Below are 24,811 nucleotides of genomic sequence, written 5' to 3' on the forward strand. Positions count from 1 at the left end.
GCCGACGGGACGGCCCCGCCGGCCCCCGCACCACCAGCACGCGATCGAGCACGCTCGCGGCCCACCGGCCTGACCCGGCCACCGGACCGCCGAGGGGAGGAGAGTCCGGTGACCGCCATGAGGCCACCACAGGCCATGCCGGCCGAGAGCGTGGTCGGCGCGCCGCCCAGGCCGATGGGCCGCCCCGACCAGGCCCCGGTGGCCGGGCCCGCGGGCGCACCGGTCGGCCCGGGCCGACCCGCGGCCCCGCCGCGCCCGCAGCCGCCCGCCGTCCACCACGCGGTGATCTGCGTCAACGCCCCGGCGATGGCCGCCTCCGGCCCCGACGGCCAGCTGCGCGGCCACGGCCTGCACGGCTTCTACCGCAACGGCGTCCGGGTGCTCGCCCGGATGGAGCTGCGGCTGGGCGGCATGGAGCCGCTGCCGCTCCAGGGCACCCTGACCAGCACCGCCCAGGCCCGCTTCCTCGGCGCGGTCCGCGTCCCCGGCGACCTGGACCCGGACCCGGCGCTCACCGTCGAACGGCTGCGGCACGCCGACGGCGTGGAGACGGTGGTCGTGCGCAACACCGGTCCGCGGCCCGCCCGGCTGCCCCTGGAGATAGCCCTCGGCACCGACCTCGGCCCGGTCGCCGAGATCGCCGCCGGGCACCGCCAGCCCGACCTGCCGGGCCAGGTGCAGTCCGCCGGGCTGCGCTGGACGGGGCCGGTGCACAGCGCCGTGGTCAGCGCCCAGCCCTCCCCGCACGCCGTCCTGGCCGGCGCCGGCGTGCTGCGTTGGGACCTGGAGATCCAGCCCGGCGCCCGCTGGTCGGTCGAGCTGCACACCGAGCTGGAGAGCGCCGTCGGCGGCCCGCGCCCGCCGGGCGGCCGCGGCACCGGAGCCCCGCTGCCCTGGTCCGAGCCGGAGGTCCGCAGCGACGACGGCCGGGCGGCTCCGCTGGTCTCCCGCTCGCTGGACGCCCTCGGCGGGCTGCTGTTCGCCGACCCGGACCGCCCGACCGACCTCTACCCGGCCTCCGGCGCGCCCTGGCGCTTCGGCCTCGCCCCGGCCGACGCGCTCTGGGCCGCCCGGCTGACCCTGCCGCTCGGCACCCGGCTGGCGGCCGGCACCCTCCGGGCGCTGGCCCGCCGTCAGCAGCTCGCCCCCGCCCCGGGCCGCACCGAGGGCCTGCTGCCCGGCGCCCTGCGGCACGGCGGTCCCGAGCTGCCGCCCACCTGCACCGCCACCGAGGCCACCCTGCTGTTCGTCACCGTGCTGACCGAGGCCTGGCGCTGGGGCCTGCCCCCGGCGGAGGTCGCCGAGCTGCTCCCGGCCGCCGAGCGGGCCCTGGCCGCCCTGCGCGAGGGCCTGGTCGACGGCTTCGTCACCGACCTGAGCCGCCCGCTGGAGGAGCGCTCCGCCCACCCGGTCGCCGCCCGCGCCGAGGTCCAGGCGCAGGCCCACCGCGCCGCCCTGCACGGGGCCGAGCTGCTGGAGGCCTTCGGCAGGCCGGGCGCCGAGGACTGGCGCGGCTGGGCCGCCGCGCTGCGCGGGCGCTTCCGCGAGCGGTTCTGGATCGACGACCTGTCCGGTGGCCGTCCCGCGGCCGGGCTGGCCCCGGGCGGCCAGCCGCTGCCCGCCGTCGCCTCCTCCCTGGTGCACCTGCTGGACACCGGGCTCGCCGTCGACGGCGGCCGGTACGAGAGCCTGCTGGACCGCGAGCAGACCCGGCTGCTCGCCCAGCGCCTGGTCGCGCCGGAGCTGGACAGCGGCTGGGGCCTGCGCACGCTGAGCGCCAAGTCCCCCCGGTTCAACCCGCTGGGTCACCGCGGCGGTGCGGTGCGGGTCCACGAGACGGCCCTGGCGATCGCCGGACTGGCCGAGGCCGGTCACGAGAACGAGGCCGGCACCCTGCTGGAGGGCCTGCTCGCCGCGAGCGCCCACTTCGAGGGGCGGCTGCCGGAGATGTACGCGGGGGAGCAGCGCACCCCGGGCTGCCCGCCGGTGCCGCACCCGGCCGCCTGTCGCCCGGCAGCGGTCTCCGCGGCCGCCGCCGCGCACGCGGTGTTCGCCCTCGCCGGGGTCCGGCCCGACGTCCCGGGTGGCCGGGTGCTGGTCCGCCCGGCCAGCACCGCACCGCTCGGCGAGCTGGAGCTGACCGGCCTGCGGGTGGCGGGCGAGCCGTTCTCCGTCCGGGTGAGCCGGATCGGCGTGGCGATGGTGGAGGAGGCGTCCACGGACCTGCAACTCGTCGCCCGCTGAGCCGCCGCGGGGGCTCGTGCCCCCGCGGCGGTGACACCGGGTCGCCGGCGCCGCGCCTGCCCGTTCCCGGTCCCGCGCTGGACGGGTGCGAACCGCACGGGGCCCGTGCGGGGCCCCGGCCCTGCGCGGTCCCCGCACGGGCCTGTGCTTATCGTCAGAGAGACGACTATGATCGTCGCCATGTCGCGTTACGATCCGTCGGCCTTTCCCCCGTTCGCTGTCACGGTTGACCTCGTGGTGCTGACGGTGCGCGACCACTCGCTCTGCGCCCTGCTGGTCAGACGAGGCGAGCCGCCGTTCCAGGGGTACTGGGCGCTGCCCGGCGGCTTCGTCCGCCCGGACGAGGGCCTGGCCGAGGCCGCCTCCCGCGAGCTGGCCGAGGAGACCGGCCTGCGCGCGCACACCGCCCCCGGCCACGACGCGGTCGGCCCCGGCGCGGCCGGTGCCCACCTGGAGCAGCTCGCCACCTACGGCCACCCGCAGCGCGACCCCCGGATGCGCGTGGTCAGCGTCGCCTACCTGGTGCTGGCTCCCGATCTGCCCACGCCCCGGGCCGGCGGCGACGCCAGCAGCGCCCGCTGGGCCCCGGTCGGCGAACTCCTCGGCGAGAACCCGGCCGACGGCGTCCCGCTCGCCTTCGACCACGGCCTGATCCTCGCCGACGGTGTGGAACGCGCCCGCTCCAAGATCGAGTACTCCTCCCTCGCCACCGCCTTCTGCCCGACCGAGTTCACCGTCGGCGAGCTGCGCCGGGTCTACGAGGCGGTCTGGGGCGTGGTGCTGGACCCGCGGAACTTCCACCGCAAGGTCACCGGCACCCCCGGCTTCCTGCTGCCCTCGGGCGGCACGACGACGCGTCAGGGCGGCCGTCCGGCCCAGCTGTTCACCGCCGGCGGGGCGACCGTCCTCAACCCGCCCATGCTCCGCCCGGAGTCCTGAGCGCCGCCGGACCCGTACCCGGCCCGTCCGTGCCCGCCCCGTCCCGATCCCGCTCGGCCAGTCCTGTCGCGGTGCGCGGCCCCGAGGCAGCCGAATGGCCTGGCCTGGCTGCGAACGCGGGGCCGGCGGCGCAGAGTGTCGGTGGACGCTCCGGCCGCCGGGCCGGAGGCCTTCCGGCCCAGGGAGCCCCGCGATGGCCATCGAGGACTGCGCCAACCAGCGAACCCTCATCGAGGGGCTGGCGGCGGACTACCGGAGCCTCGACGAGACCACCACCGCCACGGAGAAGGAACTGGCCGCACTGCAGGTCGAGCAGGCGGCGCCCGAGGCGGTCGCCGCCGTGGAGGAACGGCTGGCCGCCGAGCGGGAGCGACTGGGCGAGATCACGGTGGAGGGCCAGGCCGCCGTCGACGAGTTCCACGCGGTGTGCGGCGGCGAGCAGCTCCCACCCCCGCCCTGGCCTCCCCGCTAGCGGCCGCGCCCCGTCCTCGGGCACGGCGCTGCGCCCGGCCTGAGCTCCCGGGGCCACCGATGCCGGTGAAGCTCCCGAAGCCCCGGAGCCATCAGCGCTCCCGGAGCCGGCCGGAGCGGCCCGGGTCCGGAGCGTCCCGGGTCCGGAACGGACCGGTCCCCCGTGAATCGCAGGATCGGATTTTCCCCTGATCGGGTGAGGTGGGCAGTCGGCGGGCCCGTGCCGTTCCCGCAATGCCCGGAATAGCCGCCGTCGCCCCCTAATGTGCTGGCGCGGAGCCGCGCGGGTGCATGCCCGCCCCTCAGGGGCGCTCCGCGTCGAGCAGGTCGGCCGAGGGCATGGGAGCAGCCAGCGATGATCCAGATCACCGGACTGACCAAGGTCTATCGCAAGGGCGCTCCGCCCGCGGTACTCGATCTGACCTTCGACGCCCGGCCCGGCACGGTGACCGCGCTGCTCGGCGCCGAGGGGGCGGGCAAGTCCACCGCGCTGCGGCTGATGCTCGAACTCGAACGGGGCCAGGGCGTCACGTTCTTCGGCGACCGCCCGTACCGCCGGCTGCGCCACCCCGAACGCGTGGTCGGGGTGATGATGCCCGGCGCCGAGGAGTCCGCAGTGGCCGGTCACCCGGGCCGCAAGGCGCGCAGCCACCTGCGGATGCTCGCCGCTGCCGTCGGCGTCCCGGCCCGCCGGGCCGACGAACTGCTGGAGCAGACCAGGCTGGCCGCGGTCGCCGGGCAGCGGTTGCGCACCTTCTCGCCCGGCATGCACCGCCGCCTGGCGCTGGCCGCCGCCCTGCTCGGCGACCCCGGCGCGCTGCTGCTGGACGGGCCCGCCGACGGCCTGTCACCGCGCAACGTCGAGTGGTTCCACTCCTTCCTGCGCTCCTTCGGCGCCGCCGGCGGAACGGTCCTGGTGACCACCCGCAGCCCGCAGGAGGCCTCGCAGCTCGCGGACCGGGTGGTCACCCTGGACCGCGGCCGGCTGGTGGCCGACCAGCCCGTCGCGGAGTTCCGGCAGACCAGGCTCAGTCCCGAAGTGGCCGTCCGGGGGCCGCAGATGGCGCGACTGGCCGATCTGCTGGTCAGCCAGGGCGCGGACGTCCGCCGGGACGGCAGCGTCGGTCTCGCGGTGGCCGGGATCGACCGCACCGAGATCGGCGAACTCGCCTACCGCCACGGGATCCTGCTGCACGAGCTGGCCGACCGGGTGGTCGAGCAGCCGGCGCCGCGGGTCGTCCTTCCGGTCGGCTCGGGCCGTTCCGGCGAGCTCCGCCTCCACCCGGAACCCGAGACCGGTCCGAGCCAGGAGCCTGGCCGGCGGCCGAACCGGGAACCGGCCCGGGAGGCGGGTCCGAAGCCGGCCGCCCGGCGGGTCCCCGAGCCGGCCGCCGAGCCCGTTCCGGGCGAGGCCGTGAGGTCCCCGGCCGAGCCCGCGACGGCCCCGCCCCTGCCCCCGCCCCCGACCCTGACCCCGGCCGAACCGGCCACCGCCGCCGCGCCGGGAGGCGCCGCCGTCCCGAAGTGCGGGGCTCCCCGCCGCCCCCGGCAGGATGGTTCCCTGCCCGCCCGCGCCCTGCCCGCCGTGGCCGTCGCCGCCGCCCTCCCGGCCGCCGCGCTCCCCGTCCTCGGCTCGGCCGGCCGCCGACCCGAGCCGCCGGGCCGTCGCTCCGGGCCGTCCATGCGGACGGGGGTCGACGCCATGGACGAACCCGCGCCCATGGTGGCCGTCGACCGGCTCTTCCGCGACGACCCGGCCCCGCCGCTGGAGCCCGCCCGGGTCCGGCCCCTCGGCCGCCGGGCCAGCGCCGACGACCTGCTCACCGACGACACCGTGCGCCTCCGGCGCCCCGCCTCGGGCGCGACCGCCGTCCGAGCCTCCGCCGTCCGGGGCGCCGCCGCCCAGAGCCCCGTCAGGCGAGCCGCCCCGGCCACCCCGGGCACCCCGGCCACTCCGGGCACCCCGGCCACTCCGGGCACCCCGGCCGCCCCGGGGACCTCTGCAGCCCCCGCCATCCCCGACGACCACCGGAGCGAGTGAACCGTGCGTGTCCTGGCCTACGAGCTGCGCCGCCTGCGCGGCCTGCGTTCCACCTGGCTGCTGCTCGCCGCCGTACTGCTCGGCGACGCCGGGGTGGCCGCCGTCCTGGCGAGCCAGGCCCCGGACGGCCCGCTGACGGCCCCGGCGGGGGTGCGGCTGCTGACCGCCGCCGTCCCGCTGATCCCGCTGCCCTTCGCGGCGCTCGGCGCCGGGGTGCTGGGCGCGCTCTCGTACGGGCACGAGGTGCGCCACCCGGGGCTGGTGGCCTCGCAGGTGTCGTACCCGCGCCGGGTGCGGCTGCTGCTGGCCAAGCTGGTGGTGATCGGCCCGGTGGCGGCGCTGCTGGCGCTGGCCACCCTGCTGTTCGACACGGCGGCCGTGCACCTCGCGCTGCCGGACGGCGTCACGGTGGCGGCCTGGGCGGACCCGTCCGCACTGTCGGACCGGGCCTTCGAGGCGCTGACCGGTGCGGGGGTGTCCGGGCTGTCCGACCTGCCGGGTGTGGGCGCCCCGCTCGGGCTGGTGGCCGGCCACGGGGTGCCCGCCGCCCTGCTGGCCTTCGTCCTGCTCACCGTGGTGGCGGGCTGGACCGGGGTGCTGGCCGCCTCGCTGACCCGCAGTGCCGCGGCCGGGGTGCTGCTGCTGTGCGCGTTGCCGCCGCTGCTGGAGTCCGGCGTCGCCCTGCTGCTTCGCCGCACCGGCAGGCCGTGGCCGACCCGGGCGACCGAACTGCTGCCGTTCCAGTCCGGGATCGAGTGGGCCTACGGCTGGGTGTACGGCGGTGCGCACGAGGCGATGGCCGGGAGCGCGGCGCTGACCGATCCGGCGCTGCTCGCCGCGGTCGCGACCCCTGCGGCGCTCCTGCTGCTGGCCGCCCTGCTGGCCCAGGCCCGCCGCCGCGCCCTGTAGCGCCGCGTCGCACGGGGCCGCCCGCCCGGGCCCGAGGCCGCGTCACGGGTGCGGTCCTGCCCGGGACTTCCAAGATCGACCAGCAGTGACCGTAATGCGCGGTTCTTCCTGATAAGAAGTCAATTATCCAGTCACGGTCGATCACCCTTTCGTGTGCTTTTCACGAGAATTCTCAAGCCACGCCTGCCGATCGCCGACAAAGGAGGCGTGAGTACCCTTGCGCACCCCACCATGACCCCCGCCCGTTCCGCCGATGGGCCCATCCACGGTCCCGGCGACCTGGACCGCTTCTCGTACGCCGACCGGCCGACCCCGCCGGTGCCCCGCTGGGAGGGCGCCGAGTCGGACATCGCCCGGGTCGGCCGCAAGACCACCAGCAGCCGGGGCCGCGGTCTGCACGGCCAGCTGGTCCAGCAGCTCGGCCAGATGATCGTCTCCGGCGACCTCGGTGCCGACCGCCCGCTGGTGCCCGAGGAGATCGGCCAGCGGTTCGAGGTCTCCCGCACCGTCGTCCGCGAGTCGCTGCGCGTGCTGGAGGCCAAGGGCCTGGTCAGCGCCCGGCCGAACGTCGGCACCCGGGTCCGTCCGGTCGGCGACTGGAACCTGCTGGACCCGGACATCATCGAGTGGCGCGCCTTCGGGCCGCAGCGGGACGAGCAGCGCCGGGAGCTGTTCGAGCTCCGCTGGGCGATCGAGCCGCTGGCCGCCCGGCTCGCCTCCGGCCACGGCCGGGAGGACGTCCAGCAGCGCCTGGTCGAGCTGGTCGAGATCATGAGCCACGCCGCCTCCCAGGCCGACCTCTCGACCTACACCCGGGCCGACGCCGAGCTGCACGGCCTGGTCCTCCAGATGGCGGGCAACCGGATGCTGGAGCACCTGTCCGGGATCGTCGCCTGCGCGCTGCAGGTCTCGGGCGGTCCGGCGATCTCCTGCGAGCGCCCCACGGAGTCCTCGGTCAGCCTGCACGCCCGGCTGGTGGAGGCGCTGGGTGCCGGCGACGGCGCCGCGGGCGAGGTCGCGATGCGGGCGCTGCTCACCGTCCATCCCGAGATCGAGCCGTCCGTTCCCGCGCCCAGGGAGCACTGAACGGGCTGTTTTCCACGAGCGGAGGCGCCGGACGGCGGCGGCCCGCTCCGCCCGGGCCCTCCGGCCGCACCGCGCGGCGCAGCCGGGGGGCTTCCGCATGTCGCCGTCCCACCGGGCAGAGCCGGCGGGGGCCGCGTGGCCGAGGGGGCGGCGTCCCCAGGGGGCGAACCGCCGGGAGCGGCCCGGTGGGAGCGGCCCGGCGAATGCGGGCGGCGAAAACGGACGGCGAAAGCGGGCCCACGTCGGGCTTGTCCATGACAATAGTTTCACCGGCGAGTGCGCGATGATGGAAGCGGCTCCGGGTTGCGGGCGCCGGATGGTGTGACCCGCGACACGAAGGCCATGCGTAACACTTGACGAGTAGCAGCGATGTGTCCTGAGCGGAAGCAGCTCCGGAATACTCCAACATGTCAGAATGCTGTGTTGGTCCGCGGCGCTGCTGCCGTCCTGCAAACCCAGTCCTCAAGCCCGAGTCGGTCGGAATCGACACCGCGCGTCCGACGCGCGATCTCCTTCCCCGCCCGCTCGGGCGGCCGGTACGGGTTCGAGATCCACTCATCGTCCGAGAGGTTGTTCGTGTCGGCCAGCACATCCCGTTCGCTTCCCCCCGAGATCGCCGAGTCCGCGGCTCTGCTGGCTCTCATCGAGCGGGGCAAGGCCCAGGGGCAGATCGCCGGTGACGACGTGCGCCAGGCGTTCGAGGCGGACCAGATCCCGGTCACCAAGTGGAAGAACGTCATGCGCAGCCTCAATCAGGTGCTGATTGAGGAGGGCGTGGACCTCATGGTCAGCGCGGCCGAACCGGCCGGCGCCAAGCGCAAGAGCGTTGCTGCCAAGAGCCCCACCAAGCGCACCGCCACCAAGGCTGTCACCACCCGGACCCCGTCGGCCCCGACCAAGCCGCCCGTGCGGATCGCCCCCGGCGCTCCCGTCGCGGCTCCGGCCGTCGTCGCCGCCGCGGCCACGGCTCCCACCGTCTCCGCCGAGATCACCGTCGAGGAGACGACCGGCGTCGTCGCCGGGGTGAAGGCGGCTCCTGCCAAGAAGGCCGCGCCGGCCAAGAAGGCCGCCGCCAAGAAGACCGCCGCGCCGGCCAAGAAGACCGCCGCCAAGAAGACCGCCGCCGGCAAGACCGCCAAGGGCGACGAGGAGCTGCTCGGCGAGGAGGAGCTGCTCGAGGACGTCGCGCTGCCCGGTGACAAGACCGAGGCCGAGGGCACCGGTCCGGAGGAGGAGTCGGAGGGCTTCGTCCTCTCCGACGACGACGAGGACGACGCGCCGGCCCAGCAGGTCGCCGTCGCCGGCGCCACCGCCGACCCGGTCAAGGACTACCTGAAGCAGATCGGCAAGGTCCCGCTGCTCAACGCCGAGCAGGAGGTCGAGCTCGCCAAGCGCATCGAGGCCGGTCTGTTCGCCGAGGACAAGCTCTCGGCCGCCGACAAGCTCGCCCCGAAGCTCAAGCGCGAGCTGGAGATCATCGCCGAGGACGGCCGCCGGGCCAAGAACCACCTGCTGGAGGCCAACCTCCGTCTGGTGGTCTCGCTGGCCAAGCGCTACACCGGTCGCGGCATGCTCTTCCTGGACCTGATCCAGGAGGGCAACCTCGGGCTGATCCGTGCGGTCGAGAAGTTCGACTACACCAAGGGCTACAAGTTCTCGACCTACGCCACCTGGTGGATCCGCCAGGCGATCACCCGCGCCATGGCCGACCAGGCGCGCACCATCCGCATCCCGGTGCACATGGTCGAGGTCATCAACAAGCTGGCCCGCGTCCAGCGCCAGATGCTCCAGGACCTGGGCCGCGAGCCCACCCCGGAGGAGCTGGCCAAGGAACTCGACATGACCCCCGAGAAGGTCATCGAGGTCCAGAAGTACGGCCGCGAGCCGATCTCGCTGCACACCCCGCTGGGCGAGGACGGCGACAGCGAGTTCGGTGACCTGATCGAGGACTCCGAGGCGGTCGTCCCGGCCGACGCGGTCTCCTTCACCCTGCTCCAGGAGCAGCTGCACTCGGTGCTGGACACCCTGTCCGAGCGCGAGGCGGGCGTGGTCTCGATGCGCTTCGGCCTGACCGACGGCCAGCCGAAGACGCTGGACGAGATCGGCAAGGTGTACGGGGTCACCCGTGAGCGCATCCGCCAGATCGAGTCGAAGACCATGTCGAAGCTGCGCCACCCGTCGCGCTCCCAGGTGCTGCGCGACTACCTGGACTGATCGACGGCAGTCGTTCCACGCGAAGGCCCGGAGCCGCACGGCTCCGGGCCTTCGCGGCTGTCCGGGCCCGGGCGTGTCAGCGTCCGGGTGGTGGTTGTCGCTCGTCCGGGTGGCGGCGCGGCGGGAAGCGGTCGCACGGTGCAGCCGGTCACCTACGCTGTGCCGGTTGCCTGCTTCCGAGCCTCCTGGAGTCACGGTGCCGACCGAGCCGGACCGCACTGACCTGCCGACGCCCATCCCGTTTCCGGCAGACCTCGCCGATCCGGTCGATCCGGCCGTCGGCCGGGCGGGCCGCCGCCGCAGGGCCGCCGTGCTGGCGCTGCTGGCCGCCGTGCCCGTCCCGCTGGTCGCCCTCGGCGGCGCGGCGCCGGCCGAGGCCCAGCGCCGGGTGGTCGGCGGTACGGCGGCGAGCACCGGGGACCACCCGTGGATCGTGGCGCTGTCCAGCCGCCAGCAGTTCGGCAGCGGCCGTTCCGGCCAGTTCTGCGGGGGAGCGCTGGTCACCCCGACCAAGGTGGTCACGGCCGCGCACTGCTTCTACGACGAGGGCAAGGGCCGGGTGGAGCGGCCGGGCCTCAAGGTGATCGTCGGCCGGGACGACATGCGCGGCACGACCGGCCGCGAGATTGCGGCGCGGTCGGTCTGGATCCACCCCGACTACTCCTTCGACGCGAACATGAACGACGTCGCGGTGATCACCCTGGCCGAGTCCCAGGGCGCCCGGCCGGTGGTCGAGCTGGTCGGCCAGGGCGAGACGGTGCCGTACCTGGCCGGGACCACGGCGCAGGTGTACGGCTGGGGCGACACCACCGGGCGGGGCGACTACTCGCCCACGCTGCGCGGGGTGTCCGTGCCGATCGTGCCGGACGGGGCCTGTGCGCAGGCGTACCCGGGCGGGCAGGACGGAAGGTTCGACGCCCGCGGCATGGTCTGCGCGGGCGAGGAGCGGGGCGGCAAGGACGCCTGCCAGGGCGACAGCGGCGGCCCGATGATCGTCGAGGGCCGGCTGGTGGGCCTGGTGTCCTGGGGGACCGGCTGCGCCGAGGCGGCCCACCCGGGCGTCTACACCAGGGTGTCCTCGGTCGCCGACGCGGTGCGCTCGGTCCTGTGAACGTCCGCGGACGCGGTGTGTCCGGTGAAGCGGACGTCGCGGTGGGTGTGCGCCCGGTCACGTGCTGACGCCGGGTTCTGACGCGGCGTCGGCAGTCGTGGCCGGGCCGTCACCGGACCCGGGAGGGTGCCCGGGGGTACAGCAGAGCCGGGCGGCCGGCCCCCGAGGGGGTCAGCCGCCCGGCCCACCGGTCGCGCGCGGTGCACGACCGGACACAGCTCGACGCCGGCTGCTGGTTTTGGCGCCCGGGATCAGCGCTCGTCTTCGGTCGCCGTGGCGGTGGTCGTGGTGAGACGGCCGCTCTCGTCCTGTATCTCCACGGCGATCTTCTTGAGCTCGGGCTCGAACTTCCGGCCGTGGTGGGCGCAGAAGAGCAGCTCTCCGCCGCTGGCGAGTACGACGCGCAGGTAGGCCTGGGCGCCGCAGCGGTCGCAGCGGTCAGCCGCGGTCAGCGGGCTCGCAGGGGTCAGAACAGTAGTCACGTCGCCTCTTCTCTAGCTCGACGAGCTGTCGTACCAGGGTCAACATCCAACCAGGCCGAAAACGTTCCCGCTCGTGGCTTTTCTTCTCTGAGGATTCTGCTGTGTTGATGAGGACGTGCCCCGGGCGTCGGTGGTTCATGCGTGCCGATTCCCGGGATCCGCCCGTCGCTCGAACGCCCGATCGGGATCGGGTACGAGGTCCGCGTAGCATAATCCTCTGCCGGGTTGGAGCATAAGCCCCGCCCCGGGCCCCGGTAGCCTGCATAACGGCAGTTCCGGAGCCTGTGCCGGGTCCCACGATCCGCCAGGACCGGTGGTACCGGGAGGAGATGGCGCCCCCGGGGTCCGTACCCGGGTGCGGTGCTTGTTCGCGCAGCGCGTACAAGCTGCGCGGGGCCGGCCCGTCGTGCTCTGCACCCGGCGCAGGGGCTCGGGCACGCAGGGCGACGGGTGTCGGTGCGGCGTGCTGCACTGGCGTTTGGTCCGGATGCGTCCGGATGTGACCGATGAGACAGAACTTCACCGAGGAGAGTGCCGCGTGAGTGCCGAAACGACCGTGCCGTCCGCGCTGCTGGCCGGCGACGACGGTTCCAACTACACCGCGCGGCACCTGCTCGTCCTGGAGGGCCTGGAGGCGGTCCGCAAGCGCCCCGGCATGTACATCGGCTCGACCGACAGCCGCGGCCTGATGCACTGCCTCTGGGAGATCATCGACAACTCCGTCGACGAGGCGCTCGGCGGCTACTGCGACCGCATCGACGTCGTGCTGCACCCCGACTCCTCGGTCGAGGTCCGGGACAACGGGCGAGGCATCCCGGTCGACGTCGAGCCCAAGACCGGGCTGTCCGGCGTCGAGGTCGTGATGACCAAGCTGCACGCCGGCGGCAAGTTCGGCGGCGGCTCCTACGCGGCCTCCGGCGGTCTGCACGGCGTCGGCGCCTCGGTCGTCAACGCGCTCTCCGCCCGCCTCGACGTCGAGGTCGACCGCGGCGGGCACACCCACGCGATCAGCTTCCGCCGCGGCACCCCCGGCCTCTTCACCGAGGCCAGCCCGGACGCGCCCTTCGAGCCCGGCAACGGTCTGACCAGGGCCCGCAAGGTGCCGAAGACCCGCACCGGCACCCGGATCCGCTACTGGGCCGACCGGCAGATCTTCCTCAAGGACGCCAAGCTCTCCCTGGAGAACCTGCACAGCCGCGCCCGGCAGACCGCCTTCCTGGTCCCCGGCCTCACCATCGTGGTGCGTGACGAGCGGCTCACCGAGAGCGAGAAGGTCGAGGAGAGCACCTTCCGCTTCGACGGCGGCATCGCCGAGTTCTGCGAGTTCCTGGCCCCCGACAAGCCGGTCTGCGACGTGGTGCGGCTGCACGGCGAGGGCACCTTCAAGGAGACCGTGCCGGTCCTGGACGACCTCGGGCACATGACCCCCACCGAGGTCACCCGCCACCTCGGTGTGGACATCGCGCTGCGCTGGGGGACCGGCTACGACACCACGCTGCGCTCCTTCGTCAACATCATCGCCACCCCCAAGGGCGGCACCCACGTCACCGGGTTCGAGCGCTCGCTGGCCAAGACGGTCAACGAGGCGCTGCGCGCGGGCAAGCTGCTGCGGGTCGCCGAGGACGACATCACCAAGGACGACGCCACCGAGGGCCTCACCGCGGTGGTCACCGTCCGGCTCGCCGAGCCGCAGTTCGAGGGCCAGACCAAGGAGGTGCTCGGCACCTCGGCGGCCAACCGGATCGTCGCGGCCGTCGTCGCCAAGGAGCTCAAGGCCTTCCTGACCTCGGCCAAGAAGGACCAGAAGCTCCAGGCCCGGGCCGTGCTCGACAAGGTCGTCGCGGCCGCCCGCACCCGGGTCGCCGCCCGGCAGCACAAGGAGGCCCAGCGCCGCAAGACCGCGCTGGAGACCAGCTCGCTGCCCGCCAAGCTGGCCGACTGCCGCAGCGACGACGTCGACCGCAGCGAACTGTTCATCGTCGAGGGGGACTCCGCGCTCGGCACCGCCAAGCTCGCCCGCAACTCCGAGTTCCAGGCGCTGCTGCCGATCCGCGGCAAGATCCTCAACGTGCAGAAGGCCTCGGTGAGCGACATGCTCAAGAACGCCGAGTGCGCCGCGATCATCCAGGTGATAGGGGCCGGCTCGGGCCGCACCTTCGACATCGACCAGGCCCGCTACGGCCGGGTCATCTTCATGGCCGACGCCGATGTCGACGGTTCGCACATCCGCACCCTGCTGCTCACCCTCTTCCACCGCTACATGCGGCCGATGGTCGAGCAGGGCCGGGTCTTCGCCGCCGTGCCGCCGCTGCACCGGATCGAGCTCACCAGCCCCAAGCGCGGCCAGGAGAAGTACCACTACACCTACTCCGACGCCGAACTGCGCTCCACGCTGCTGGAGTTCCAGCGCAAGAACCAGCGCTGGAAGGAGCCGGTGCAGCGCTACAAGGGCCTGGGCGAGATGGACGCCGACCAGCTGGCCGAGACCACCATGGACCCGCGCCACCGCACGCTGCGCCGGATCAACCTGGGCGACCTGGAGCAGGCCGAGAGGATCTTCGACCTGCTGATGGGCAACGACGTCGCCCCCCGCAAGGAGTTCATCGTGGACTCGGCGGCCACCCTGGACCGCTCCCGCATCGACGCCTGATCCCGGCCGTGCGCGAGGGCCCTCCACCCACGGGTGGAGGGCCCTCGCGCTGCCGGTTCCACCCGTGCTCCACCCCGGCTCCGATCAGCGGGAAGCGCCGGATCCGTAGCGTCGGAGAGGTCAGCAACAAGCCTTTCCCGGGACGGAGAATTCGATGGGTTCCATCGCCGACATCCTCGTGGCCCTCGCGGTGGTGGTCCTGGTGGTCCAGCGCCAGATGCGCGTCCAGCGCCTGGACACCGAGCGCCGTTTCTGGCTGCTGCCGCTGATCCTGGGCGCGCTCGCGCTGCGCGACCCGCAGCTCCTCGACCACCAGCACACCGCGCTCTCCGCCGGGCTGCTGGCCGCCGGACTGGTCGCCGTGCTCGCGATGGGCACGGCCTGGGGCTGGACCGTCCGGATCTGGCGGGCCTCCGACGGCAGCGTCCTGGTCAAGGGCACCAGGGCCACCGTGGCCGCCTGGTGCGGGATGATCGCCGTCCGGATCGGCCTGTACGCGGTCGGTGCGGCCCTGCACGTCCACCAGGCGGGCAGTTCGCTGATGCTGGGCATGGCGGTCCTGCTGCTGGTCCGCTCCTTCGTGGTGAACTGGAGGGCCCGGTCGCTGGAGCCCTCGCGGCCCGCCGCCGCACTGCACTGACCCGCCGCCGTGAGCATCGAGGAGGCCCCGTGGCCGGGTGGTACTGGACCCGCTGGCCGTCCCGGGAGGGGATCGGCCACGAGGACGAGAGCCGGCCTCGGCGGGTCCTGTCCGTGTTCGGCCGGAGCGTCCTGCTGGTCGCCGTCGGCTGGGGGACCTTCTCCGGCGGCAGGTACACCGGCTGGACGGTGGCGGCCGCGGCGGCCGGGCTGGCCGCGGCCGTCGCCCTCTGCACGGCGTACCTGCGGGTCACCCGGGAGCAGCGCCCGGCGCTCTCGTACCTGCTGGCCGCCGGCCTGGTCGGCGGCGGCTGGCTCGCCGACCTGTGGCTGGCCCACACGCTGGCCGACTTCCTGTGGATCGGGTTGGCCGTGACGGCTCTGATCCGGCTGCCGCCCGCGCCCGCGCTGGTCGTCGCGGCGGCCGCGCTGGGTTCGTACACGGCGGCCTCCCCGGCGGGCTGGCTCGGCAACGCCGCCACCGTCGGGGGCTCCGTCCTGGTCGGCTGCCTGCTGCGGCTGGACATCGAGGCGCGCGGCACCGCCCGCCGGCTGCTCGCCCAGGAGCGGGCCGCCCAGGCCGCCCAGGCGGAGAGCGCGGCGCTCGCCGAACGGGCCAGGATCGCGCGGGAGATCCACGACGTGCTCGCCCACAGCCTCTCCGCGCAGCTCGTCCACCTGGAGGCGGCCCGGCTGATGCTGGACGCCGGGACGGACCGCGAGCAGATCCGCGAACGGGTCGTCGCCGCCCGGCGGATGGCGCAGGACGGACTGGCCGAGACCCGCCAGGCACTGTCCGCGCTGCGCGGGGAGCTCACCCCGGTCGGGGAGTTCCTGGTCGAGCTGACCGGTCGGGAGCGGGCCGCCCTCACCGTCACCGGCACGCCCCGCCCGCTCGCCGCCGAGGTCGCCCTCGCGGTGCGGCGCACCGCGCAGGAGGCGATGACCAACGTCCGCAAGCACGCGTCCGGGGCCCGCGGCTCCGTCGAACTGCGCTACCTGGACGGCGCGGTGGAGCTGGAGGTGTGCAACACCCGGCCGCCGCGCGGCCGATCCGCGGGTGGGCCCCCGTCGGAGGAGCTGGCCGCCAGCGGCATCGGGTACGGTCTGCTGGGAATGCGCGAACGCGCGGAACTGCTCGGGGGCACGCTGCTGGCGGGCCCGCAGGACGGAGGGTGGCGCGTGCTGCTGCGGGTGCCGGCATGAGTGAGCACATGGGTGGTGCGGGGGCGATCAGGGTGGTGGTCGCGGATGACCAGACCGTGGTGCGCGAGGGCATCGTGATGCTGCTGGGGCTGCTGCCCGGCATCGAGGTGGTCGGTGCGGCCGGGGACGGGGAGGAGGCCGTCGCCCTGGTGGAGCGTCATCACCCGGACGTGGTGCTGATGGATCTGCGGATGCCGCGCTGCGACGGGGTCGAGGCGACGAGGCGGATCCGCTCGGCGCACCCGGAGACCGAGGTCGTGGTGCTCACCACCTACGCCGACGACGACTCGCTGTTCCCCGCGCTCCGGGCCGGGGCGCGCGGCTACCTCACCAAGGACGCCGGCGCCGAGGAGATCGCCCGGGCCGTCGCGGACGTCCGCTCGGGTGCCGCCGGGCTCTCCCCGCAGGTCCAACTCCGGCTGCTGGAAAGGCTTTCGGAGCAGCGCGACGACTCCGGGCCGGCCGCCGGGAGGCCCGGAACCCGGTCGGGGGAGCTGCCCGACGGGCTGACCGTCCGGGAGGCCGAGGTGCTGGCGCTGATCGCCGAGGGGCTGTCCAACGCCGAGATCGCCCAGCGGCTGTTCGTCAGCCAGGCGACCGTGAAGACCCACATCAACAATCTGTTCGCCAAGACCGCGGTGCGGGACCGGGCTCAGGCGGTCGCGTACGCGTTCCGACACGGAATCACTGGGACGCAGCAGTAGTCCGATGAGTGTCTGTCGGATGATCGATCACCTCATCGAGTGAACGTATCTGCGATGGTCAGGGGCGCTCTCCTAGGGCCGCCATCATGGTTCGGGTCAGAACATCCGGCCGTCCAGGAGCAGCAGTGCCACAGCAGCAGACGAGCAGTCCCGGCCCGGGACAGCAATTCGACTGGTGGGCCGCTGCGGCCGCCGGTACCCCCGTTGAGTCCGCCGAGCCATCGGCTGCGCACCGCCGGACGGCGGTACCGGCGCAGTCGGGCCCCGCCCCCACGGACCACGTTCCTACGGCCCGGTCGGCAGAGGCCGCCGTCGGGTCAGTGGCCGTCGGCGCACCGGTCCACGGGGCCGCCGTCGAGCCGTTCGCCCAGAGCATCCCAGCCGATCCGGCGGCCCCGGCCGCACCGCACGCACCGCTCGACGAGGAACCGGTCGCCGACCGCACCGAGGTCTACCGGACGGTTCAGGCCAGCGAGACGTTCCTGCAGATCCGCCGCAGCTACCGGACCTTCGTCTTCCCGATCACCGGTGCCTTCCTCGCCTGGTACCTGCTGTACGTCGCCGCCCAGGCGGGTGCCCCGGACCTGATGCGCAGGACGGTGGCCGGCCCGCTCAACGTGGCCTGGCTGCTGGGGCTGCTGCAGTTCGCCTCGACCTTCCTGCTCACCTGGCTCTACGCCCGCAACTCCCGGACCAAGCGCGACCGCGCCGCCCTGGGCCTGCGCTGGGACACCCAGGACCAGCTGCGATGACGCCCCTGCTGGCCACCGTGCCCACCGATGCGGCCAAGGCCGCGGTGCAGACCGCCGTCCGGACCGTGGTGTCGACCGCCACCCCGCCGCCGGTCGCCCCCACCGGCGACCACCACTCGCTCGCCATCGCGCTGTTCGCCGTCGTCGTCCTGGTCACCCTGGGGGTCACCCTCTGGGTCGGCCGCCAGGGCAACGCCGCCGAGGACTTCTTCGCCGGCGGCCGCGACTTCACCCCGCTGCAGAACGGCTTCGCGCTCTCCGGGGACTACCTCTCCGCCGCGTCCTTCCTGGGCGTCGCCGGGCTGATCGCGCTGTACGGCTACGACGGCGTGCTCTACAGCATCGGCTTCCTGGTCGCCTGGCTGGTCGTGCTGATGCTGGTCGCCGAACTCGTCCGCAACGCGGGCCGGTACACCCTCGCCGACGTCCTCGCGCTGCGGCTGCGCCGTCGCAAGGTGCGCGCCGCGGCCGGTGGCGCCAGCGTCGTGGTCACCCTGCTCTACCTGGTGGCCCAGATGGTCGGCGCCGGTTCGCTGGTCGCCCTCCTGCTCGGCACCGGCAGCCCGCACGCCCGCACCTGGACCATCATCGCGGTCGGCGCCCTGATGATCGTCTACGTCACCATCGGCGGGATGCGGGCCACCACCTGGATCCAGATCATCAAGGCCTTCCTGCTGACCGGCGGTTCGGTGCTGCTCACGGTGCTGCTGGTGGTCCGCTTCCACGGGGACCTCGGCGAGCTGATGCGCGAGGCCGCCCAGCACAGCGGCGCCGGGCAGCGCTACCTGGAGCCCGGGCTCAAGTACGGCGGCAGCATCACCAGCCGGCTGGACTTCGTCAGCCTCGGCCTCGGCCTGGTGCTCGGCACCGCGGGCCTGCCGCACATCCTGTCCCGCTTCTACACGGTGCCCACCGCGCGGGCCGCCCGCCGCTCCACGATGTGGGCGATCGGCCTGGTCGGCAGCTTCTACCTGATGGCCATCGTGCTCGGCCTCGGCGCCACCGCGCTGATCGGCTCGGCCGAGGTGCGGCACGCCAACTCGGCCGGGAACACCGCCGTTCCGCTGCTCGCCCTGGTGCTCGGCGGCGGCAACGGCAGTACCGGCGGGGTGGTGCTGTTCGCCCTGATCTCGGCGATCGCCTTCGCCACCATCCTCGCGGTGGTCGCCGGGCTGACCCTGGCCTCCTCGGCGGCCTTCGCCCACGACATCTGGGCCGGCGCCTGGCGCGCCCGGCCGAGCCGCGAACAGGTGAAGAGCCGCGAGCAGCTGAAGAGCCGTGAGCAGTCGAAGAACGGCCGCGGGCGGCGCCGCCGGGGCGAGACCGTCCCGGCCTCCCGGGCGGCGGAGGAACCGGTCTCCGAGCTCAGTGAGCAGCAGGAGGTGGTGGTCGCCCGGTTCGCCGCCGCCGGGATCGGTGCGACGGCGATCGTGATCAGCCTCTTCGCCCAGCAGCTGAACGTCGCCTTCCTGGTGGGCCTGGCCTTCGCCGTCGCCGCGTCCTCCAACCTGCCGGTGCTGCTGTACAGCCTGTTCTGGTCGCGGTTCACCGCTCGCGGCGCGGTCTGGGCGGTGTACGGCGGGCTGGTCCCGGCGATCGTGCTGGTGTTCTTCTCGCCGGTGGTGTCCGGCTCCCCCGAGGCGCTCTTCCCGGGCCTCGACTTCCACTGGTTCCCGCTGGAGAACCCGGGCATCGTCTCCATCCCGCTGGGTTTCCTGGCCGGCTGGGTCGGGACGGTCACCTCGTCCGAGCCCGCCGATCCGGACCGGTTCGCCGAGCTGGAGGTACGTGCCCTCACCGGTGCGGGCGCGGCCTGAGCCGTCGCGCCCGGGGAACCCCGGCGGGCCTGGGGCCGCCGGGGTTCCCCCCTGTCCGGCCCCAGGCCCGGGACCAGGCCCGGCCCCTGTCCGGCCCCTGTCCGGAGACCGTGCCCTAGGCGCGGGCCGCCAGCCCGTAGCGGTGCTCCGGCCGGCCGGTGTCGCCGTACCGCAGGGTCAGCCGCAGCCGGCTGTCCCGCTCCAACTGCTTGAGGTAGCGCTGCGCGGTGGAGCGGCTCAGCCCGGTGGCGTCGGCGACCTCCTGGGCGGACAGCGGCCGGCCGGCCCGGCGCAGCACCCCCATCACCAGGTCCGTGGTGGGCGCCGAGTGGCCCTTGGGGAGCGTTCCGGCCGGGGCGGCGGCGCTGCGCAGGGTCGCGAACAGCCGGTCCACCTCGTCCTGGCCGGCCTCCCGGGCCGGCGCGGCGAGCGCGTGGCGCAGCTGCGCGTACGCCACCAGCTTCTCCCGCAGCCCGGCGAAGGTGAACGGCTTGACCAGGTACTGGAGTGCGCCGTGCTGCATCGCGGCGTGCACCGTCGACACGTCCCGGGCGGCCGTCACCATCATCACGTCGCAGGCGACCTGGCGTTCCCGCAGCCGGCGCACCAGGGCCAGGCCGGTCTCGTCGGGCAGGTGGTGGTCGAGCAGCAGCAGGTCCACCGGGCGGCGCTCCAGGGCGGCCAGCGCCTCCCCGGCCGAGTGCGCGGTGCCGGTCACCCGGAAGCCCGGGACCTTGGCCACGTAGGCGGCGTGCACGTCCGCGACCCGGAAGTCGTCGTCCACCACGAGTACGTCGATCATCACGCCTCCACGAGCCGACTGGTGAGCAGGGCCTCGGGCAGCTCGACGGTGAACCGGGCGCCGCCGAGCGGCCCGGTGTCGAGCACGATCCGGCCGCCGGTCCGCTCGACCAGCCGCCGCACCATCGCCAGCCCCAGCCCGCGCGGACGGTGCGCGGGCGCGTCCTTGCTGGTCCACCCCTCTTCGAAGACCTGCTCGCGCAGCTCCTCCGGCACGCCCGGGCCGCTGTCCGCGACCTGCAGCAGCAGGGTCGCTCCGGCCGCCGCCAGGCTGACCTCCACCCGGCCCCCGCCGCCCGCGGCCAGGGCGTCCACCGCGTTGTCGATCAGGTTGCCGAGCACCGTCACCAGTGCCCGGGCGTCCACCACCGCGTCCGGCAGGTGCGCCGCCGCGGCCAGCGCCAGCAGCACCCCGCGCTCGCCCGCCACCGAGGTCTTGCCCGCCAGCAGTGCCGCCACGTGCGGGTCCTGCACCTGCTCGGCGATCCGTGCGGCGACCACGGCGTGCGAGCCGGACTGCTCCGAGATGAACGCCACCGCCTGCTCGTGGCGGCCCAGTTCCAGCAGGCCCAGCAGGGTGTGCATCCGGTTGGCGTGCTCGTGGTCCTGGGCCCGCAGCGCCTCGGTCAGGCTGCGGGTGGTGTCCAGCTCGCGGACCAGCGACTCCAGCTCGGTGCGGTCCCGCAGGGTGACCACCGCGCCGCCCTCGGGCGTGGTCGTGCGGTTCACCACGAGCACCCGGTCGTCCCGGACGGCCGGCAGGTCGGCGCCGGCGATCCGCCCGGAGAGCACGTCCGCCAGCCGGCCCGGTGGCAGCACCGCGCCGATCGGCCGGCCGGTGCAGTCCTCGGGCAGGCCGAGCAGCCGCAGGGCCTCGTCGTTGGCCAGCCGGATCCGGCCGCGTTCGTCCAGCGCCACCAGGCCCTCGCGGATTCCGTGCAGCATCGCCTCCCGCTCGACCAGCAGCGCCGAGATGTCGGCCAGCGCGATGTTGTGGGTGCGGCGCTTGAGCCGGCGGGCCAGGAGGAGGGTGGCGAGCGTGCCGGCGGCCAGGCCGGCGCCCGCGCACAGCAGGATGCCGGTGAGCATCGTCAGCAGCCGGCGGCGGATCGAGTCGTCGCTGATGCCGACCGAGACCTCGCCGACGATCCGGCCGTCCGCCATCCGCAGCGGCACCTTGCCGCGGGCGGTGCGGCCCAGGGTGCCCTGCTGGATGGCGGTGACGCTGCGGCCGCTGAGGGCCGGCTCCGGATCGGTGCTGACCCGCTGGCCGATCCGGCCCGGGTCGGTGTGCGAGAGCCGGATGCCGTCCAGGTCGGTGACCACCACGAAACTGGCGCCGGTGGCCAGCCGGATCTGCTCGGCGTTGCGCTGGGCGGCCACCACGTCGCGGCCGGCGGCGGCCCGGGCGATGTTCTCGTCGGTGGCGGTGGCCTGGGCGATCGACAGCGCCCGCTGCATCGCGTCGTGGTCCAGCTCGCTGCTGACCGGGGCGAGGAACAGCCCGGCGGTCACGGCGGTGACACCGACGGTGACGACGGTCTGGCTCAGCAGCAGCTGGGCGAAGACCCGGCGGGGTCCGCGGGGGAGCTTCATCCGGACCTCCTCTCGGCGGCTGCGGGGGATCGGGCGTCCTCGGGGGGCGGTCGGGGCGCCGATGGGTGGGGTCGGGACACCCTATGTTTCCGGGGTGTTTCTGTCAGCCGCGTCCCCGCAGTTGTAGCGGAAGCAAAACGAGCAGAACACCCCTCTATGCGGAGAAGTCGCACTACGCGAAGAAGGCTCCCGCCGGGGCCGGGCCCGCTCCTACCTTTCCGGGGCAGGCAACAGACCCGGGAGGATCGACATGAGCAAGACCCCGGCGATCGAGCTGACCGGCGCGACCAAACGGTTCCGCACCCCCTCCGGGGCGCTGCACACCGCCGTCCGCGATCTCGATCTGACCGTCGCCCAAGGCGAGTTCGTCGCCGTCGTCGGCCCCACCGGCTGCGGCAAGTCCACCACGCTGACGCTGGTCAGCGGCTTGGAGGAGCCCACCGAGGGCGAGGTCCGGGTGTACGGCGAGCCCGTGCGCGGGATCGACCCCAAGGTCGGGTTCGTCTTCCAGCAGGACGCCGTCTTCCCCTGGCGCACCGTCCTGTCCAACGTGATGGCCGGCCCGCGCTTCCGCGGCGTGCCCGCCGCCGAGGCCCGGGAGCGGGCCCGGGACTGGCTCGGCCGGGTCGGCCTGGCCGCCTTCGAGGACCGCTACCCGCACCAGCTGTCCGGCGGCATGCGCAAACGCGTCGCGCTCGCCCAGACCTTCGTCAACGACCCGGCGATCCTGCTGATGGACGAGCCGTTCTCGGCACTGGACGTGCAGACCCGGGCGCTGATGTCGGACCAGCTGCTGGAGCTGTGGGCGGGGACCGGTTCCTCCAGGGACGCGGCGTCGGTCGTCTTCGTCACCCACGACCTGGACGAGGCCATCGCGCTCGCCGACCGGGTCGTCGTCATGACGGCCGGACCGGCCACCGTCAAGGAGATCTTCACCGTCGACCTGCCGCGCCCGCGCAGCGTGGAGGCCGTCCGGCTGGAACCGAGGTTCGTCGAGCTGTACCGCGAGATCTGGGCCTCGCTCGGCGAAGAGGTGCGCATCACCCGGGAGAGAGGAGCGGGTCGTGCCGCTTGAGACCGCATCCGAGTCCGCGTCCGAGCCCGGGGCGGAGTCCGTGTCCGGGTCCGGGGCGGCGCCGGCGTCCGCGCCGGCCGCCGCCGGGAAGCCCCCGGCCGTCACGACGAGGACCGAGGCCCGTGAACGGGCCGCCCGCAACCGGAGGCTGGGTGTCCTCGGCGCCCGGGTCGCGGTGCTGGTCGCCTTCCTCGGACTGTGGGAGGTCTGCGCCCGGACGGACGTCATCGACCCGTTCAACTTCTCCCAGCCGTCGAGGATCTGGGACCAGATCTGGCAGTGGACCACCCACGGAACCGCGCAGGGCTCGCTCGGCGAGCAGATCGGCTACACCCTCTACGAGGCCCTCACCGGCTGGGTGATCGGCGTCATCGGCGGTGTGCTGCTGGGCATCGCGCTCGGCCGGGTCCGCTTCCTGGCCGACGTCCTCGGGCCGTACATCAAGGTGCTCAACGCCATCCCGCGGATCGTGCTCGCGCCGATCTTCCTGATCTGGTTCGGCCTGGGCCCGGCCTCCAAGGTCGCCTCCGCGGTGGTGCTGGTGTTCTTCCCGGTGTTCTTCAACGCCTTCCAGGGCGCCCGCGAGGTGGACCGCAACCTCGTCGCCAACGCCCGCATCCTGGGCGCCGACAACCGCAGGGTCACCCTCCAGGTGGTCATCCCCGCCGCCACCACCTGGATCTTCACCAGCCTGCACGTCAGCTTCGGCTTCGCGCTGATCGGCGCCATCGTCGGCGAGTACATCGGCGCCACCAAGGGCCTCGGCCTGCTCGTCGCGGCCGCCCAGGGCACCTTCAACGCGGCCGGCGTCTACGCGGCCATGACCATCCTCGCCGTCGTCGCGCTGCTCACCGAGGGACTGCTGACCTTCGCCGAGAAGAAGCTGTTCCGCTGGAAGCCCGCCGACGCGGGCGACGGCCGCTGAACTCCCCCCGTCGTCAGAAGAGAGAGGCACCCCCACCCATGCGCAGACCAGTCGCCGCCGCCCTTGCCGCCGCCCTGCTCCTCCCGCTCTCCGCCTGTGCCAACGACGCCGCCACCGCCGGCCACGGCGCGGTCGCCGCCCCCGCCGGGCAGCAGGTCGACGGACCCAAGGTCAAGATCATGGTCGGTGGCCTGGACAAGGTCATCTACCTGCCCGCGATGCTCACCCAGCGGCTCGGCTACTTCGCCGACGCCGGCGTCAACGTCGAGCTGATGACCGAGCCGGCCGGCGTCAACGCCACCACCGCGCTGCTCGCCGGGGACGTCCAGGGCGCCGTCGGCTTCTACGACCACACCATCGACCTCCAGGCCAAGGGCAAGAAGGTCGAGTCCGTCGTGCAGTTCGCCCAGGCGCCCGGCGAGGTCGAGGTGGTCTCCACCAAGCAGGCCGACGCCATCAGGTCCGGCGCCGACTTCAAGGGGAAGAAGCTCGGCGTCACCAGCATCGGCTCCTCGACCGACTTCCTCACCAAGTACCTCGCGGTCAAGAACGGGACCGCCGTCAGCGAGTTCAGCCCGATCGCGGTCGGCGCCGGCCAGACCTTCATCGCCGCGCTCCAGCAGGGCAGCATCGACGCCGGGATGACCACCGACCCGACCGTCGCGAACATCCTGGACAAGGGCCTCGGCAAGGTCCTGTACGACATGCGCACCCCCGAGGGCTCGCGCGAGGCCCTCGGCGGGCTGTACCCGTCCTCGTCGCTGTACATGAACACCGACTGGGTGGAGAAGAACAAGGACACCACCCAGAAGCTCGCCAACGCCTTCGTGAAGACCCTCAAGTGGATGTCCGGCCACACCCCCGAGGAGATCGCCGCGAAGATGCCCGCCGACTACGCGCAGGGCGGCGCCGAGCAGTACGCGGCGGCGATCAAGGCGACGCTGCCGATGTTCACCACGGACGGCGTGATGCCGGCCGACGGGCCGAAGACGGTGCTCTCGGTGCTCGCCGCCTTCCACCCGGACGTCAAGGGCAAGGAGGGGACGATCGACCTGGCGAAGACGTACACCACGGAGTTCGTCGCCAAGGCGGCCGGCTGACGCTCCGCCCCGGCGGTCCCGCGCTCACCCCCACGGGCGCGGGGCCGCC

Annotated in this window: 20 protein-coding genes; 17 read left to right on the forward strand and 3 right to left on the reverse strand. The window is 74.0% G+C overall.

Annotation, left to right across the window (positions count from 1 at the left end):
- Window positions 1-117: 117 nt before the first annotated feature.
- The 8 genes from ACFVGO_RS21575 (at window position 118) to ACFVGO_RS21610 (ending at window position 11,015) form a co-directional block, all read left to right on the forward strand.
- Complete coding sequence (locus ACFVGO_RS21575) at window positions 118-2,244, forward strand: glycogen debranching N-terminal domain-containing protein (protein ID WP_359912746.1); 2,127 nt, start codon at window positions 118-120, stop codon at window positions 2,242-2,244.
- Between the two features lie 180 nt (window positions 2,245-2,424).
- Window positions 2,425-3,183, forward strand: a complete 759-nt coding sequence (locus tag ACFVGO_RS21580) for an NUDIX domain-containing protein (protein ID WP_359912725.1) — start codon at window positions 2,425-2,427, stop codon at window positions 3,181-3,183.
- Between the two features lie 193 nt (window positions 3,184-3,376).
- Window positions 3,377-3,655 (forward strand): hypothetical protein, encoded by a 279-nt coding sequence (locus ACFVGO_RS21585; protein ID WP_359912728.1) that lies wholly within the window; start codon window positions 3,377-3,379, stop codon window positions 3,653-3,655.
- Between the two features lie 354 nt (window positions 3,656-4,009).
- Window positions 4,010-5,695, forward strand: a complete 1,686-nt coding sequence (locus ACFVGO_RS21590; RefSeq protein WP_380633457.1) for an ATP-binding cassette domain-containing protein — start codon at window positions 4,010-4,012, stop codon at window positions 5,693-5,695.
- A gap of 3 nt (window positions 5,696-5,698) precedes the next feature.
- Window positions 5,699-6,604: a hypothetical protein gene (locus tag ACFVGO_RS21595; protein WP_380633459.1), complete on the forward strand. Its 906-nt coding sequence runs from the start codon at window positions 5,699-5,701 to the stop codon at window positions 6,602-6,604.
- 153 nt (window positions 6,605-6,757) lie between these two features.
- A complete protein-coding gene (locus ACFVGO_RS21600) occupies window positions 6,758-7,690 on the forward strand; it encodes an FCD domain-containing protein (RefSeq protein WP_359912737.1) in 933 nt (310 codons plus the stop codon).
- Between the two features lie 576 nt (window positions 7,691-8,266).
- On the forward strand, window positions 8,267-9,904 hold the full coding sequence (locus ACFVGO_RS21605) for an RNA polymerase sigma factor (protein WP_380350869.1): 1,638 nt from the start codon (window positions 8,267-8,269) through the stop codon (window positions 9,902-9,904).
- 310 nt (window positions 9,905-10,214) lie between these two features.
- Window positions 10,215-11,015, forward strand: coding sequence for a S1 family peptidase (locus tag ACFVGO_RS21610; protein WP_380350904.1), 801 nt, complete (start codon window positions 10,215-10,217; stop codon window positions 11,013-11,015).
- Window positions 11,016-11,266: 251 nt separating this feature from the next.
- On the opposite strand, the gene ACFVGO_RS21615 is transcribed toward ACFVGO_RS21610, so the two are convergent.
- Window positions 11,267-11,497, reverse strand: coding sequence for a hypothetical protein (locus ACFVGO_RS21615; protein ID WP_359912625.1), 231 nt, complete (start codon window positions 11,495-11,497; stop codon window positions 11,267-11,269).
- Between the two features lie 538 nt (window positions 11,498-12,035).
- Between ACFVGO_RS21615 and ACFVGO_RS21620 the strand changes: the two genes are divergently transcribed.
- The 6 genes from ACFVGO_RS21620 (at window position 12,036) to ACFVGO_RS21645 (ending at window position 19,265) form a co-directional block, all read left to right on the forward strand.
- Window positions 12,036-14,147, forward strand: a complete 2,112-nt coding sequence (locus ACFVGO_RS21620) for a DNA topoisomerase IV subunit B (RefSeq protein ID WP_359912622.1) — start codon at window positions 12,036-12,038, stop codon at window positions 14,145-14,147.
- A 154-nt stretch (window positions 14,148-14,301) separates the two neighbouring features.
- Complete coding sequence (locus ACFVGO_RS21625) at window positions 14,302-14,787, forward strand: DUF1453 domain-containing protein (protein WP_359912619.1); 486 nt, start codon at window positions 14,302-14,304, stop codon at window positions 14,785-14,787.
- 29 nt (window positions 14,788-14,816) lie between these two features.
- Window positions 14,817-15,992 carry a sensor histidine kinase gene (locus ACFVGO_RS21630; RefSeq protein WP_380633463.1) on the forward strand — a complete coding sequence of 392 codons (1,176 nt, stop codon included), beginning with the start codon at window positions 14,817-14,819 and terminating at the stop codon, window positions 15,990-15,992.
- Window positions 15,989-16,696 (forward strand): response regulator, encoded by a 708-nt coding sequence (locus tag ACFVGO_RS21635; RefSeq protein ID WP_380350876.1) that lies wholly within the window; start codon window positions 15,989-15,991, stop codon window positions 16,694-16,696. Before ACFVGO_RS21630 ends, ACFVGO_RS21635 begins: the two co-directional genes overlap by 4 nt.
- Window positions 16,697-17,016: 320 nt before the next feature.
- Window positions 17,017-17,448 (forward strand): DUF485 domain-containing protein, encoded by a 432-nt coding sequence (locus ACFVGO_RS21640; RefSeq protein WP_359912610.1) that lies wholly within the window; start codon window positions 17,017-17,019, stop codon window positions 17,446-17,448.
- The gene (locus tag ACFVGO_RS21645) at window positions 17,445-19,265 is read left to right on the forward strand and encodes a cation acetate symporter (RefSeq protein ID WP_359912607.1); all 1,821 of its coding nucleotides are present in this window, start codon (window positions 17,445-17,447) and stop codon (window positions 19,263-19,265) included. Before ACFVGO_RS21640 ends, ACFVGO_RS21645 begins: the two co-directional genes overlap by 4 nt.
- Window positions 19,266-19,380: 115 nt before the next feature.
- Here ACFVGO_RS21645 and ACFVGO_RS21650 read toward each other — a convergent pair whose 3' ends face one another.
- Window positions 19,381-20,067, reverse strand: coding sequence for a response regulator (locus ACFVGO_RS21650; protein ID WP_359912604.1), 687 nt, complete (start codon window positions 20,065-20,067; stop codon window positions 19,381-19,383).
- Window positions 20,067-21,662, reverse strand: a complete 1,596-nt coding sequence (locus tag ACFVGO_RS21655; protein WP_359912601.1) for a sensor histidine kinase — start codon at window positions 21,660-21,662, stop codon at window positions 20,067-20,069. The genes ACFVGO_RS21650 and ACFVGO_RS21655 overlap by 1 nt, the downstream gene beginning before the upstream one ends.
- A gap of 250 nt (window positions 21,663-21,912) precedes the next feature.
- Between ACFVGO_RS21655 and ACFVGO_RS21660 the strand changes: the two genes are divergently transcribed.
- Genes ACFVGO_RS21660 through ACFVGO_RS21670 form a run of 3 tightly spaced genes read left to right on the forward strand, consistent with a single transcriptional unit; the run spans window position 21,913 to window position 24,762 of the window.
- The gene (locus ACFVGO_RS21660; RefSeq protein ID WP_359912598.1) at window positions 21,913-22,737 is read left to right on the forward strand and encodes an ABC transporter ATP-binding protein; all 825 of its coding nucleotides are present in this window, start codon (window positions 21,913-21,915) and stop codon (window positions 22,735-22,737) included.
- The gene (locus tag ACFVGO_RS21665; protein ID WP_380633467.1) at window positions 22,727-23,662 is read left to right on the forward strand and encodes an ABC transporter permease; all 936 of its coding nucleotides are present in this window, start codon (window positions 22,727-22,729) and stop codon (window positions 23,660-23,662) included. Before ACFVGO_RS21660 ends, ACFVGO_RS21665 begins: the two co-directional genes overlap by 11 nt.
- Window positions 23,663-23,700: 38 nt before the next feature.
- Entirely contained in the window at window positions 23,701-24,762 is a 1,062-nt protein-coding gene (locus tag ACFVGO_RS21670) for an ABC transporter substrate-binding protein (protein WP_359912595.1), read from the forward strand.
- The last annotated feature ends 49 nt before the right edge of the window (window positions 24,763-24,811 follow it).

This window comes from Kitasatospora sp. NPDC057738 (assembly GCF_042798815.1).
Taxonomy (GTDB): domain Bacteria; phylum Actinomycetota; class Actinomycetes; order Streptomycetales; family Streptomycetaceae; genus Kitasatospora; species Kitasatospora lactacystinica.

Excerpts from the sequence above, each read along its gene's own strand:
- ACFVGO_RS21575 (WP_359912746.1), top strand. The coding sequence starts at position 118 with ATGAGGCCACCACAGGCCATGCCGGCCGAGAGCGTGGTCGGCGCGCCG.
- ACFVGO_RS21580 (WP_359912725.1), top strand. The coding sequence starts at position 2,425 with ATGTCGCGTTACGATCCGTCGGCCTTTCCCCCGTTCGCTGTCACGGTT.
- ACFVGO_RS21585 (WP_359912728.1), top strand. The coding sequence starts at position 3,377 with ATGGCCATCGAGGACTGCGCCAACCAGCGAACCCTCATCGAGGGGCTG.
- ACFVGO_RS21590 (WP_380633457.1), top strand. The coding sequence starts at position 4,010 with ATGATCCAGATCACCGGACTGACCAAGGTCTATCGCAAGGGCGCTCCG.
- ACFVGO_RS21625 (WP_359912619.1), top strand. The coding sequence starts at position 14,302 with ATGGGTTCCATCGCCGACATCCTCGTGGCCCTCGCGGTGGTGGTCCTG.
- ACFVGO_RS21635 (WP_380350876.1), top strand. The coding sequence starts at position 15,989 with ATGAGTGAGCACATGGGTGGTGCGGGGGCGATCAGGGTGGTGGTCGCG.
- ACFVGO_RS21645 (WP_359912607.1), top strand. The coding sequence starts at position 17,445 with ATGACGCCCCTGCTGGCCACCGTGCCCACCGATGCGGCCAAGGCCGCG.
- ACFVGO_RS21650 (WP_359912604.1), bottom strand. The coding sequence starts at position 20,067 with ATGATCGACGTACTCGTGGTGGACGACGACTTCCGGGTCGCGGACGTG.
- ACFVGO_RS21655 (WP_359912601.1), bottom strand. The coding sequence starts at position 21,662 with ATGAAGCTCCCCCGCGGACCCCGCCGGGTCTTCGCCCAGCTGCTGCTG.
- ACFVGO_RS21660 (WP_359912598.1), top strand. The coding sequence starts at position 21,913 with ATGAGCAAGACCCCGGCGATCGAGCTGACCGGCGCGACCAAACGGTTC.
- ACFVGO_RS21670 (WP_359912595.1), top strand. The coding sequence starts at position 23,701 with ATGCGCAGACCAGTCGCCGCCGCCCTTGCCGCCGCCCTGCTCCTCCCG.